Origin of the sequence: Mycobacterium kyogaense, assembly GCF_003254575.1 — a bacterium.
Lineage (GTDB): Bacteria > Actinomycetota > Actinomycetes > Mycobacteriales > Mycobacteriaceae > Mycobacterium > Mycobacterium kyogaense.
In genome coordinates this window covers 230,640-243,617 of sequence record NZ_QJUA01000001.1, presented here as the reverse complement: position 1 = coordinate 243,617, position 12,978 = coordinate 230,640, and the positions used below count along the sequence as shown (strand labels likewise).

At 68.1% G+C, this 12,978-nt stretch carries 11 protein-coding genes; 6 read left to right on the top strand and 5 right to left on the bottom strand.

Translation table 11 applies throughout. From position 1 onward, the window contains the following. Nucleotide 1 precedes the first annotated feature (1 nt). The 4 genes from DMB80_RS01185 to DMB80_RS01170 all read right to left on the bottom strand — a co-directional run bounded on the left by DMB80_RS01185 (nt 2) and on the right by DMB80_RS01170 (nt 3,023). Nucleotides 2-844 carry an MlaE family ABC transporter permease gene (locus tag DMB80_RS01185; RefSeq protein WP_111508190.1) on the bottom strand — a complete coding sequence of 281 codons (843 nt, stop codon included), beginning with the start codon at nt 842-844 and terminating at the stop codon, nt 2-4. 28 nt (nt 845-872) lie between these two features. Next, nucleotides 873-1,637, bottom strand: coding sequence for an MlaE family ABC transporter permease (locus DMB80_RS01180; protein WP_046365488.1), 765 nt, complete (start codon nt 1,635-1,637; stop codon nt 873-875). Between the two features lie 261 nt (nt 1,638-1,898). Next, nucleotides 1,899-2,819 (bottom strand): 3-oxoacyl-ACP reductase, encoded by a 921-nt coding sequence (locus tag DMB80_RS01175; protein WP_048421786.1) that lies wholly within the window; start codon nt 2,817-2,819, stop codon nt 1,899-1,901. A 12-nt stretch (nt 2,820-2,831) separates the two neighbouring features. Beyond that, nucleotides 2,832-3,023 carry a ferredoxin gene (locus DMB80_RS01170; RefSeq protein WP_046365490.1) on the bottom strand — a complete coding sequence of 64 codons (192 nt, stop codon included), beginning with the start codon at nt 3,021-3,023 and terminating at the stop codon, nt 2,832-2,834. Between the two features lie 168 nt (nt 3,024-3,191). Between DMB80_RS01170 and DMB80_RS01165 the strand changes: the two genes are divergently transcribed. The 6 genes from DMB80_RS01165 to DMB80_RS01140 are packed head-to-tail and all read left to right on the top strand — an operon-like array spanning nt 3,192 to nt 11,412. After that, complete coding sequence (locus DMB80_RS01165; RefSeq protein WP_111508189.1) at nt 3,192-4,373, top strand: acyl-CoA dehydrogenase family protein; 1,182 nt, start codon at nt 3,192-3,194, stop codon at nt 4,371-4,373. 14 nt (nt 4,374-4,387) lie between these two features. Continuing rightward, nucleotides 4,388-5,497 carry an acyl-CoA dehydrogenase family protein gene (locus DMB80_RS01160; protein ID WP_111508188.1) on the top strand — a complete coding sequence of 370 codons (1,110 nt, stop codon included), beginning with the start codon at nt 4,388-4,390 and terminating at the stop codon, nt 5,495-5,497. 6 nt (nt 5,498-5,503) lie between these two features. Next, nucleotides 5,504-7,027, top strand: a complete 1,524-nt coding sequence (gene fadD17, locus DMB80_RS01155; protein ID WP_111508187.1) for a long-chain-fatty-acid--CoA ligase FadD17 — start codon at nt 5,504-5,506, stop codon at nt 7,025-7,027. Further along, on the top strand, nt 7,024-8,694 hold the full coding sequence (gene casI / locus DMB80_RS01150) for a steroid-22-oyl-CoA synthetase (protein WP_111508186.1): 1,671 nt from the start codon (nt 7,024-7,026) through the stop codon (nt 8,692-8,694). The genes fadD17 and casI overlap by 4 nt, the downstream gene beginning before the upstream one ends. Further along, complete coding sequence (locus DMB80_RS01145) at nt 8,687-10,273, top strand: FAD-binding protein (RefSeq protein ID WP_111508328.1); 1,587 nt, start codon at nt 8,687-8,689, stop codon at nt 10,271-10,273. Before casI ends, DMB80_RS01145 begins: the two co-directional genes overlap by 8 nt. Next, nucleotides 10,270-11,412 (top strand): 3-ketosteroid-9-alpha-monooxygenase, oxygenase component, encoded by a 1,143-nt coding sequence (locus DMB80_RS01140; protein WP_111508185.1) that lies wholly within the window; start codon nt 10,270-10,272, stop codon nt 11,410-11,412. Before DMB80_RS01145 ends, DMB80_RS01140 begins: the two co-directional genes overlap by 4 nt. Here the strand turns inward: DMB80_RS01140 and DMB80_RS01135 are convergent. Beyond that, on the bottom strand, nt 11,409-12,965 hold the full coding sequence (locus DMB80_RS01135; RefSeq protein ID WP_111508184.1) for an acetolactate synthase large subunit: 1,557 nt from the start codon (nt 12,963-12,965) through the stop codon (nt 11,409-11,411). The genes DMB80_RS01140 and DMB80_RS01135 overlap by 4 nt on opposite strands. Nucleotides 12,966-12,978: the final 13 nt, after the last annotated feature.

Sequence of the window (12,978 nt, the reverse complement as noted above, 5' to 3'; positions counted from 1 at the left end):
CCTATCCGGAGAGGTTGAAGTTGCCCGAGGCGCCGTAGACCGCCAGGGAGATGAACAGCACGATCGTCACGACGACGATCAGCGAGGTACGCACAGCTTGGCCCACCGCGATGCCCACGCCGACCGGACCGCCGGAGGCGTTGAACCCGTAGTAGGTGTGCACCAGCATCACCGCGATCGACATCACGATGGCCTGCAGGAAGGACCACAGCAGATCGCTGGGCACCAGGAACGTGTTGAAGTAATGGTCGTACAGACCCGCAGACTGGCCGTTGATGTAGACGGTGGTGAAGCGGGCGGCGAAGAACGCCGCGAGCACCGACAGCGCATAGAGCGGAACGATGGCGATCAGCCCGGCGATCAACCGCGTCGACACCAGATAGGACACCGCATGCACGGCCATCGACTCCACGGCGTCGATCTCCTCGGCCACGCGCATCGCGCCGAGCTGCGCCGTGGCACCCGCGCCGATGGTCGCGGCGAGTGCGATTCCTGCGATCACCGGGGCGACGATGCGCACGTTCAGGAACGCCGACAGGAACCCGGTGAGCGCCTCGATACCGATGTTGCCCAGCGACGAGTAACCCTGCACGGCGATCACGCCGCCCGAGGCCAGCGTCATGAACGCCGCCACGCCGACGGTGCCGCCGATCATCACGAGCGCGCCTGTGCCCATGGTCATCTCGGCGATGAGCCGAATGGTCTCCTTGCGATACCGCGTGATCGCGTTCGGGATGTACTTGACCGATTCGCCGTAGAACAGCGCCTGTTCGCCCACGGTGTCCACGGCGCGCGGCACGCCGCGGAACGCACGGCGGAACCGGACAGTGAGGTCATAGCTCATGATCGTCTGTTCTTCGCGCGAGCGCTCATCAGCGGGCCAGCACTCTCACTCCTACGGCCGTCATGATCACGTTGATCACGAACAGGCAGATGAACGCATAGACCACGGTCTCGTTGACCGCGTTGCCGACGCCCTTGGGGCCACCTTTGACGGTGAGGCCGCGGTAGCAGCCCACCAGGCCGGCGACCACGCCGAACAACAGCGCCTTGATCTCGGCGAGCACCAGTTCCCCGAGACCGGTCAACACCGTCAACCCGTTGATGAACGCACCCGGGTTGACGCCCTGCAGGAACACCGAGAACACGTAGCCACCGGCGAGGCCGATCAGGCAGACCAGTCCGTTGAGCAGCAGCGCCACGAACGTCGACGCGAGTACGCGGGGCACGACCAGCCGCTGGATGGGGTCGATGCCCAACACCCGCATGGCGTCGATCTCCTCGCGGATGGTGCGGGCCCCCAGGTCGGCACAGATTGCCGTCGCCCCGGCCCCGGCGACCACCAGCACCGTCACGACCGGCCCCAACTGGGTGATCGTGCCGAACGCCGTACCGGCACCGGACAGATCCGCCGCGCCGATCTCGCGCAGGAGGATGTTCAGCGTGAACGCCACCAGGACGGTGAACGGGATCGCCACCAGCAGGGTGGGGACCAGGGAGACGCGCGCGATCATCCACGTCTGATCCAGGAATTCGCGGAACTGGAACGGGCGACGGAACGACTTGGCGAACGTGTCCAAGGACATCTCGACGAACCCGCCCACGGCCCGCGCGGGCGCCGCAAGCTGTTCGATCAAACCTGTGCTCCGATCTCGGTCCGAAGGTGTCGACTACGTACGCCTGGCGAACTCTTACTGAGAAGCTGCCTGCGTCGGGTTCCTACCCCCGCGCCCAGCGCTAGCTCCCGTGAGCGGGATCATACTAACTAGAACACGTTCGCAGTGTCAAAGACCGCTAATCCGCGCCAAATTCTTATGTTCGCGCTGTTCAGGGCCAGTGTGACCTAGGTCATTCTAGAACACGTTCTACCTGGGGACTACCTGTGACAACAGAGACTGTCAGTCTCGGTCGCCGAGCCCCATCGCCGCCGAGAAGCTCTTTTCCGGGTCGCGATCAGCAAAGTAATCCTGCAAGGTCGTCGACAACGCGGACGCGTCCCACTCGTCACCGTCGGCACTGAACTGCTTCTCGGCCGTCGGCGCCGCCAGGAGCGTCACCGTCGGACCATAGACGATGAACAGCTGTCCGTTGACCGCTTCGGCGGCCGGAGACGCCAGGAACCGCACGAGGTTGACCACGTGCTCGGGTGACAGTGGATCCACCGCACCCTCCGGCAACTCGGGCGCGTCACCGAAAACCCCGGCCGTCATGGCCGTCCTGGCCCGCGGGGCGATTGCATTCGCCCGGACGCCGAAGCGTCCCAGTGCGCGCGCCGCCGACAGCGTCAGCGCGGTGATGCCCGCCTTCGCCGCGCCGTAATTGGGCTGCCCGACAGGGCCCGAGAGTCCGGCTTCCGACGACGTGTTGATGATCCGGCCGTAGATCTGACCGTCTCCGGCCTTGGCCTTGGATCGCCAGTAGGTCGCGGCATTGCGCGTCAGCAGGAAGTGCCCCCGCAGATGCACGTTGATGACCGCATCCCACTCGTCGTCGGTCATGTTGAACAGGATGCGGTCGCGGGTGATGCCGGCGTTGTTGACGACGATGCCCAGACCCCCGAGACCGTCGGCGGTCTCGACGAGTTCGTCAGCGGTCGAGCGTTCACTGATGTCGCCGGCCACGGCGACTCCCTTGGCGCCCACCTGTGCGATCTCGTCGAGAACGTCGGAACGGTCCAACGCGGGAGCGATGTCGTTGACCACCACGGTGGCCCCGGCGCGCGCGAGCCCGACGGCCTCGGCCCGGCCCAGTCCGGCGGCGGCGCCGGTGACGACCGCGACGCGTCCGGACAGGTCGATGTCAGCTGCAGAAGTTGTCACTTACGAATACCTCTAGTCGTGCCGGATCAGGGCGGCGCGGGGGCACTCGATGATGGCCTGCTCGGCCACCGCCTCCTCCCCTTCGGGGACGGGGTCGGCCTTGACCACCGCGTAGTCCTCGTCATCGAGGTCGAACAGGTCGGGCGCTATTCCGACGCACACGGCATTGCCCTCGCAACGGTCACGATCCACTTCAACTCGCATGACTTCCTCCTGACGGTCTAGGGCTGTAGGCCGATTCGCAGAGCACCCAGTGTGACACCAGCCTGGACCCCAAGACTAGAACGTGTTACAACCGGGGAAGACCTGAGGTATCCACGCGGGCGTCCGGGATGGCACCGGGTACAGGCTCGCAGACTAGTGAGGATCACGATGCGGATCGGCTACACCCCCGAGCAAGAGGAGCTGCGCCGCGAGCTGCGCGCGTACTTCTCGAAGCTGATGACCCCCGAGCGTGCCGAGGCGCTGGCGAGCAACGACGGCGAGATGGGACGCGGGAACGTCTACCGCGAGACCGTGGCACAGATGGGCAAGGACGGTTGGCTGACACTGTCCTGGCCGAAAGAGTATGGCGGCCAAGCGCGGCCCCCGATGGACGGCCTGATCTTCAACGACGAGGCGGCCATCGCCAATGTCCCGGTGCCGTTCCTGACCATCAACAGCGTGGCGCCGACGATCATGCATTTCGGCAGCGACGAGCAGAAGAACTTCTTCCTGCCCAAGATCGCGGCCGGCGAACTGCACTTCTCGATCGGCTACTCCGAGCCCGGCGCAGGCACCGACCTGGCCTCACTGCGCACCACCGCGGTGCGCGACGGCGACGAGTACGTGATCAACGGGCAGAAGATGTGGACGTCGCTGATCGCCTACGCCGACTATGTGTGGCTCGCCGCGCGCACCAACACCGAGGCCAAGAAGCACCGCGGCATCTCGATGCTGATCGTGCCGACGACGGCCGAGGGCTTCTCGTGGACACCGGTGCACACCGTCGCCGGCGTGGACACCAGCGCGACCTACTACCAGGATGTCCGGGTCCCAGTCAGCAGCCTCGTCGGCGAGGAGAACGCCGGCTGGAAGCTGGTGACCAACCAGCTCAATCACGAACGGGTCGCCCTCGTGTCGGCGCAGCCGATCTTCGTCGCCCTCGGCGCCGTGCGCGAGTGGGCCCAGAACACCAAGGACGTGCACGGCAGCCGGCTCATCGACGCGCAGTGGGTGCAGCTCAACCTCGCCCGCGTGCACGCCAAAGCCGAGGTCCTCAAGCTGATCAACTGGGAGCTGGCGTCCACGGAGGACGCCGCCCCCTCCCCCGCGGACGCGTCGGCGGCCAAGGTGTACGGCACCGAGCTGGCCACCGAGGCCTACCGGCTGCTGATGGAGGTGATGGGCACCGCGGCCACGCTGCGTGCCGACACTCCGGGTGCACTGCTGCGCGGCCGGATCGAGCGGATGCACCGGTCCTGCCTGATCCTCACGTTCGGCGGCGGCACCAACGAGATCCAGCGCGACATCATCGGCATGGTGGCGCTCGGGCTACCCCGAGTGAACCGGTAAAGGGGACCAACGACATGGATTTCTCGACGACAGAGGCCAGTGACGATCTCGGCGGGCTGGTTCGCACGATCACCGAATCGGTGTGCACGGCCGAGCATCAGCGCGAGCTCGACGGGCTGGGTCCGCAGCAGGGGGGCCGATTCGATGACGCCCTGTGGCGCAAGCTGATCGACGCCGACATTTTGTCGACCACAGCGCCCGACGCGGTGGGCGGCGGCGGGTACGGCGTGCTCGAGGAGGTGGCGGTGCTCGTCGCACTCGGACGGCAACTGGCTGCCGTGCCCTACCTGGAGTCGGTCGTGCTGGGCGCAGGAGCCCTGACGAGGTTCGGCTCCGATGACGTCGCACAGGTGTGGGCCGCGCCGGCTGTGCGCGGCGAGAAGATCCTCACCGTCGCGCTCGACGGCGAGATGGGTGAGGGCCCGGTCCGAGCGCGCACCGAGGGTTCCGAGGTGACGCTCACCGGCGCGCGGACGTTGGTGCCCTTCGCGCAGAAGGCCGACGCGTTCCTCGTCCCTGCCGAAACCGATTCGGGCGTCGGCGTTTTCCTGATCGCTGCGAGCGACAGCGGGGTGACTGTCACCGCACTCGACACCACGGGGCACGGCAGTGTCGGAGCAATCGACCTGCATGAGGTCACCGTGCCCGCAGACCGCCGCATCGGCGGACCCGAGGTCGTCGACTGGCTCATCACCCGCGGCTCACTCGGCCGCAGCGCCTACCAGCTGGGCGTCGTGGAACGCGCGCTGGAGATGACGGCCGTCTACGCCCGGGAACGCGAACAGTTCGACCGCCCCATCGGCAGCTTCCAGGCGGTGTCGGCGCGGCTTGCCGACGGCTACATCGACATCAAGGGGCTGCGGCTCACCGTGACCCAAGCCGCGTGGCGGGTCTCAGAAGACCTACCGGCCGACATCGACGTCGCCAGCGCGGCGTTCTGGGCGGCCGAGGCGGGACATCGGGTGGCGCACACCGCCGTTCACGTGCACGGTGGCGTGGGTATCGACACCGATCACCCGATCCACCGTTACTTCCTGGCCGCCAAGCAGACGGAGTTCACGCTCGGTGGGGCGACCGGGCAGCTACTGCGTATCGGCCGGGAGTTGGCCGACACGCCGGCCTGAGACACGGTGGGCGCCCCCGTCGAATCCACCGTCACCGCCCTAGTGGCCCCGCTGGCCGATGTGCAGGACGGCGGGGTGCACGGCATCGATGGCTCCGGACAGATCTCGTTCGTCTCCTGGCGTGATCACCTCGCTGACGCCGCCGCGCTGGCCGCTGCGTTGCGGGCGCGACTGGACCCGGATCGGCCGCCGCATGTCGGCGTGCTCGCCGGGAACACACCGTTCTTCTCCTGCGTGCTGATCGCCGCGGCGATGTCGGGCATCGTTCCGGTCGGGCTCAACCCGACCAGACGCGGGGCTGCACTGCAGCGCGACATCGACCACGCGGATTGCCAGCTGGTGCTGGCCGACCGCGACAGTGCCGTGCCAGGAATCGCTTCCGTCGACATCGAATCCTGTTCGTTCGCTGCCGAACTCGCCACCTACGCCGGTGCTGAGATCGGGTTCCGCGACGCCGGCCCCGACGATCTCTTCATGCTGATCTTCACCTCGGGCACCAGCGGGGACCCGAAGGCGGTGCGGTGCACGCACGAGAAGGTCGCGGTACCCGGGTTGATGCTGGCCCAGCGGTTCGGTCTCGGACCTTCGGACACCTGCTATCTGTCGATGCCGCTGTTCCACTCCAACGCCATCATGGCCGGTTGGGCCCCGGCGTTAGCCGGCCGCGCCTCGATTGCATTGCGGCGCAGGTTCTCTGCCTCGCAATTCTTCCCCGATGTCCGCCGGATCGGTGCGACGTACGCCAATTACGTAGGCAAGCCGCTGTCCTACATTCTCGCCACTCCCGAGCGCGACGACGACGCCGACAATCCGCTGCGGATCGCCTACGGCAACGAGGGCGCTCCGCGGGATCTGAGTCGGTTCGCGCAGCGCTTCGCCGTCGAGGTCGTCGACGGATTCGGGTCGAGCGAGGGGGGCGTCGCGATCGCGCGAACGCCCGACACCCCGGAGGGCGCGCTCGGCCCACTCGTCGGCGGGGTGACCATCGTCGACGTCGAGACGGGAACCGAATGTCCTGCCAGGGTGGTCGGCGAGCTGGTCAACACCGCGGGCCCCGGTCAATTCCGCGGGTACTACAACGACCCCGACGCCGACGCCGAGAGGCTGCGGGGCGGCGTCTACCACAGCGGCGACCTCGCATACCGCGACGACCTCGGGTTCGCCTACTTCGCCGGCCGACTGGGTGACTGGCTGCGGGTCGACGGGGAGAACCTCGGCACCGCGCCGATCGAACGCATCCTGATGCGCCATCCAGGGGTGACCGAAGCCGTCGTCTATCCGATACCCGACGAGGCCGTCGGCGACCGGGTCATGGCGGCACTGGTGCTGCCCGATCCCGCGATGTTCGACAAGGAAGCATTCACCGAATTCCTCGCCGCCCAGGATGACCTGGGCCCGAAGCAGTGGCCGGTCTACGTGCGGGTGGCGACCACGCTGCCGCGCACCGAGACCTTCAAGGTGATCAAACGGCAGTTGTCGGCCGAAGGCATCGACTGCTCCGATGCCGTGCACGAGATCGTCCGGCCATGACCAGACACGAGGACATCGCGTCGATGCTCTTGGCGCGTGCCGGTGACACCCATCCCGGGCTACGTACGCGAGAGCAGACCTGGACCTGGGACGAGGTGGTGTCGTGTGCGGCAGCGCGGGCAGCGCTGGGGAGCACGGCACGATCCCGGATGGCTACTGACACACCGTTTCACATCGGTGTGCTGCTCGCCAACGAGCCCGAGTTCGTGTTCTGGCTCTGCGGTGCCGCACTGGCCGGCGCCACGGTCGTCGGGCTCAATCCGACCCGCGGCGCGCAGGATCTGGCGGCCGACATCCGCCATGCCGATTGCGCGGTGATCGTCACCGACACCGAAGGTGCGGACCGGCTGCGATCCCTCGATCACGGTGTCGCTGCAGATCTGATCTGGAACGTCGACGATCCGCAGTACCGGCGCCGGGTCGAGGACCATGCGGGGGTGACCGCCGTCAGGGCTACGGGTGTCGACGCGAGGACGCTGCTTCTGCTGTTGTTCACCTCCGGCACGACGGGCGCGTCGAAGGCAGTCCGGTGCACACAGGGTCGGCTGGCCCGCATCGCGTACACGGCAACGGAGAAGTTCGGGCACCACCGCGGCGATGTCGACTACTGCTGCATGCCGCTGTTTCACGGCAACGCGCTCATGGCGCTGTGGGCGCCCGCCCTGGCCAACGGCGCGACGGTCTGCCTCACACCATCGTTCTCCGCCTCCGGTTTCCTGCCCGATGTGCGGTTCTTCGGCGCCACGTTCTTCACCTATGTCGGCAAGGCGCTGGCCTACCTGCTGGCCACCCCCGAACTGCCCAACGACGCCGACAACACGCTGCAGCGGGGCTTCGGCACCGAGGCCTCACCGGAAGACCAGAAGGAGTTCCGCCGCCGCTTCGGCGCCGAACTGTTCGAAGGCTATGGCTCCAGCGAGGGCGGCGCAGTGGCCGCACCCGCGCCGCAGGCGCCGTCAGGCGCGCTGGGGCGGCCCGCACACGACGATGTCGTCGTCATCGATCCAGGCACACTACAGCCCTGTGCGGCAGCAGTTCTCGACCACACCGGCCGGGTCTGCAATGCCGACGAGGCGATCGGCGAGATCGTCGACCGGCGCGGCGCGCGTGATTTCGAGGGCTACTACCGCAACGATGCCGCCGAGGCCGAGCGCACCCGCAACGGCTGGTACTGGTCGGGAGACCTCGGCTATGTGGACGCCGACGGATTCCTCTACTTCGCGGGTCGGCGCGGCGACTGGATCCGCGTCGACGGGGAGAACATCTCGGCGCTGACCACCGAACGCGTGCTGCGCCGGCATCCAGACATCATCGCGGCCGCGGTGTACGGCGTGCCGGACCCACGCTCGGGAGATCAGGTGATGGCCGCGATCGAGGTCGCCGACCCGCAGGCGTTCGACGTCGGTCGGTTCGCCCGATTCCTGTGTGATCAAGCTGATCTGGGCGCCAAGGGTGCGCCTCGGCTGCTGCGGGTGTCGGCGAACCTGCCGGTGACCGGGTCGAACAAGGTGCTCAAGCGGGACCTGCAGGCGCAGCGCTGGCACACCGACGACCCCGTGTATCGCTGGGCCGGTCGGGGCCGGCCCGAGTATCGAGCCATGAGCGCTGCCGACCGTGACGCACTCGATTCCGAATTCGCAACGCATGGAAGGGACCGCCATGTCTGATCGGACGAGCGCGAAGACCATTCGGCACTGGGACGTCGAGACCGACGTCGTGGTAGCCGGGTCGGGTGCCGGTGGCGTCACCGGCGCCTACACCGCGGCCCGTGAAGGCCTCGACGTCGTGCTGGTCGAGGCGTCTGACCGGTTCGGCGGTACCACCGCATACTCCGGCGGCGGTGGTATGTGGTTCCCGTGCAATCCCGTTCTGCAGCGCGCCGGTTACGGAGACGCACCCGACGACACGATGGACGACGCGCTGGAGTACTACAACGCCGTCGTCGGCGACCGCACCCCGGCCGCGCTGCGCGACGCCTACGTACGCGGCGGCGCCCCGCTGATCGCCTACCTGGAATCCGACGACCAGCTGAAGTTCTCGCTGCTGCCGTGGCCGGACTATTTCGGCCACGCCCCGAAGGCACGTGCGGACGGCATGCGACACATCGCAGCCAAACCACTGAAAGTGGCTGCCGCGCCTGATCTTCGCGAACTCATCCGCGGCCCGCTCGACACCGACCGGCTCGGGCAGCCGCAGCCCGAGGACTACTTCGTGGGCGGCCGAGCCCTGATCGCGCGATTCCTGATCGCGCTGCGCCGCTATCCCCACGCACACACCCGCCTCGGAACCGAGCTCACCGACCTCGTCGTCGAGGACGGCACCGTGGTCGGCGCCGTCGTCACCGACGCGCAGGGCAGCCGCGCGATCCGGGCGCGACGGGGAGTCCTGCTCGCCGCCGGCGGATTCGAACACAACGACCAGATGCGAGAGCAATACGGCGTCCCGGGCCGGTCCCACGACACGATGGGTCCGCCGTCGAACCGTGGGCTCGCCCACCAGGCCGGCCTCGCCGTCGGCGCCGACATCGATCTGATGGATCAGGCGTGGTGGTCGCCGGGGCTGATCCATCCCGACGGCACAGCGGCATTCGCGTTGTGGTTCACCGGGGGCATCTTCGTCGACGATCGTGGCGAGCGGTTCGTCAACGAGTCCGCCGCCTACGACCGGCTGGGGCGCGCCGTGCTGGCCGCGATGACCGACGGGAGGGTCACGTTGCCCTACTGGATGGTCTACGACGATCGCGAGGGGGCCGTGCCGCCGGTCAAGGCGCCCAACGTGTCGATGGTCGAGACGAGGCGCTACGTGGACGCCGGGTTGTGGCGTACCGCGGACACTCTCGAGGATCTCGCGTCGGCCATCGACGTACCCGCCGACGCCCTCGTCGAGACGGTGCGCCGATTCAACGACTTCGCGCGCCGCGGTGTGGACGAGGATTTCGATCGCGGTGGTGAGCCGTACGACCGCGCGTTCTCCGGCGGCGCGTCCCCGCTGCTCCCGATCGACCGGCCGCCGTTCCACGCTGCCGCCTTCGGGGTCTCCGACCTGGGCACCAAGGGCGGCCTGCGCACCGATGCGTCGGCCCGCGTGCTCGACACCACCGGAGCGGTGATTACCGGTCTGTACGCGGCGGGCAACACCATGGCCGCCCCCAGCGGAACCGCCTATCCCGGCGGCGGCAATCCCATCGGCACGTCCATGGTGTTCAGCCACCTGGCCGTGCTGGACATGACAGGAGACGGCACATGACCCAGCCGATTCGCGAGATCGACACCGGCACCACACCGACGCGTTTCGCCAGGGGCTGGCACTGCCTGGGTCTCGCCGAGGACTTCCGGGACGGAAAACCGCACGGCATCAACGCGTTCGGGACCATGCTGGTGGTGTTCGCCGATTCCTCGGGCGAGCTGAAGGTCCTCGACGGCTACTGCAGACACATGGGCGGCAACCTCGCCCAGGGCACTGTCAAGGGTGACGACATCGCGTGCCCGTTCCACGACTGGCGCTGGCGCGGAGACGGCCGCTGCTCGCTGGTCCCCTACGCCAAGCGCACACCGCGGATGGCGCGCACCCGCGCCTGGCTCACCACCGAGGTCAACGGCCAGCTGCTGGTGTGGCACGACCCCCAGGGATCGACGCCGGCCCCCGAACTGACCCCGCCGACCATCGACGGCTACGCCGAGGGCCGCTGGTCGCCGTGGCAGTGGAGTTCGGTGTTGATCGAAGGGTCACACTGCCGCGAGATCGTCGACAACAACGTCGACATGGCGCACTTCTTCTACATCCACCACGCCTATCCCACGTACTTCAAGAACGTCATCGAGGGCCACACCGCCAGTCAGTACATGGAGTCGAAGCCTCGGCCCGACTACGTCGCCGACCCGGAAAAGCTCTGGGAGGGAACCTATCTGCGGTCTGAGGCCACCTACTTCGGGCCTGCGTACATGATCAACTGGCTGCACAACGACCTGGCACCGGGTTTCACCGTCGAAGTGGCGCTGATCAACTGCCACTACCCCGTCACCCACGACTCGTTCATGCTGCAGTGGGGCGTCTCGGTCGCCGCCATGCCCGGTCTGCCCGCGGACAAGGCCGCCAAACTGGCCTCGGCGATGAACCGCAGTTTCGGCGAGGGATTTCTCGAAGACGTGGAAATCTGGAAGAACAAGTCGCGCATCGACAATCCACTGCTGACAGAGGAGGACGGCCCGGTGTACCAGCACCGGCGCTGGTACGAACAGTTCTACGTCGACGCCGCGGACGTCACCCCCGACATGACCGACCGCTTCGAGCAGGAGGTCGACACCACCCACGCCTACGACCTGTGGCAGCAGGAAGTGGAAGAGAACCTACGGGCGCACACGGCCGGGCAGACGCAGCCGCGTTAACCCAGCAGGGACGGCACCAGCGCGTCGATCAGGTGCGGGCCCGGCTCGGCGAACGCATCGGCCAACGCGGCAGCGAATTCCTCCGCGGTGCGCGCCCGCCGGCCCGGCACCCCGAGACCCTCGGCGATCTGCACGAAATCGATTCCGGGCGAACCCAAGTCGAGTAGCTGCCGGGCCCGGGGGCCGGGCTCGGTGCCGCTGGTCGCCCCGACCCTCTGCAGCTCGATGCGCAGGATGTCGTAGGCGCCGTTGTTGAAGATCACGGTGGTCACGTCGAGGTTCTCGCGGGCGTGCGTCCACAGCGCCGAGATCGTGTACATCGCCGAACCGTCGGCCTGTAGAGCGAGAACGGGACGATGCGGAGCCGCGATCGCCGCACCGATCGCGGCGGGCAGGCCGTAGCCGATCGCGCCGCCGGTCAGTGTCAGCACGTCGTGGGCCGGTGCACCGGCCGTCGCCGCGGCGATACCCACACCGGCGGTGTTGGATTCGTCGACCACGATCGCGTCGTCGGGCAGCAGGGCGCCGATCACCGCCGCCGCCGTGAACGCGGTGAGCTCCCCGCTGGGTAGCTCCGGCCGAGCGGGTGGCGCGAGGGGCGCCGTGGTGCCGGGTGCCACGTCGTCGGCGACCCGCTGCAGGGCGTCGGCAGCGCCGCGGTGCGGGGCCAGCAGGTGCACGGCGCAGCCGTCGGGCACCAGATCGCTGGCCTTGCCGGGGTAGGCGAAGAACGAGACCGGGGACGCGGCACCGGCGAGGACGAGGTGCCGCGCACCGGCCAGTTGTTCGGCTGCGGCTTCGGCGAAGTAAGCGAGCCGGTCGACAGCGGGCACGCCCGCGCCCCGCTGCAGCCGCGCGGGGAAGGTCTCGCAGAGCACCGTCGCGCCGGTCGCCTCGCCGATGCGGACGGCAGCGGCGAGTCCCGGCCCGTGGGTGGCGTCGCCGCCGATGAGAAGCACGGTGTGTTCCCCGGAATAAAGCGCCTGTGCGACCGCCTGCACCGCATCGCCGTCGACGGCGGGCTGTGCCGACGTCGCGGCGGACTGTGCGGGATCGGCCCCGTCGGTCCACGACACGTCGGCGGGCAGGATCAGCGTCGCCACTTCGCCGCGGCGCACCGCGGCCAGAGCGGCCATGGTGTCTTCGGCGACGTCCTCGGGACGCAACGTGCGACGCACCCAGCCCGAGACCGTACCCGCGACCGCGTCGATGTCGGATTCCAGTGGCGCGTCGTACTTCTTGTGATAGGTGGCGTGGTCGCCGACCACGACGACCATCGGTGTGTGCGCCCGGCGCGCGTTGTGCAGGTTGGCCAGTCCGTTGCCCAGTCCCGGCCCCAGATGCAGGAGCACCGCGGCGGGTCCGCCGGCGATGCGTGCGTAGCCGTCGGCCGCGCCGGTCGCCACACCCTCGAACAGCGTCAGAACGCCGCGCATACCGTCGACCGTGTCGAGAGCGGCGACGAAGTGCATCTCCGACGTGCCGGGGTTGGCGAAGCAGACGTCCACGCCGGCATCGAGCAGCGTGGTGAGCAGAGAGTGCGCGCCGTTCACCCCTGCTTTATAC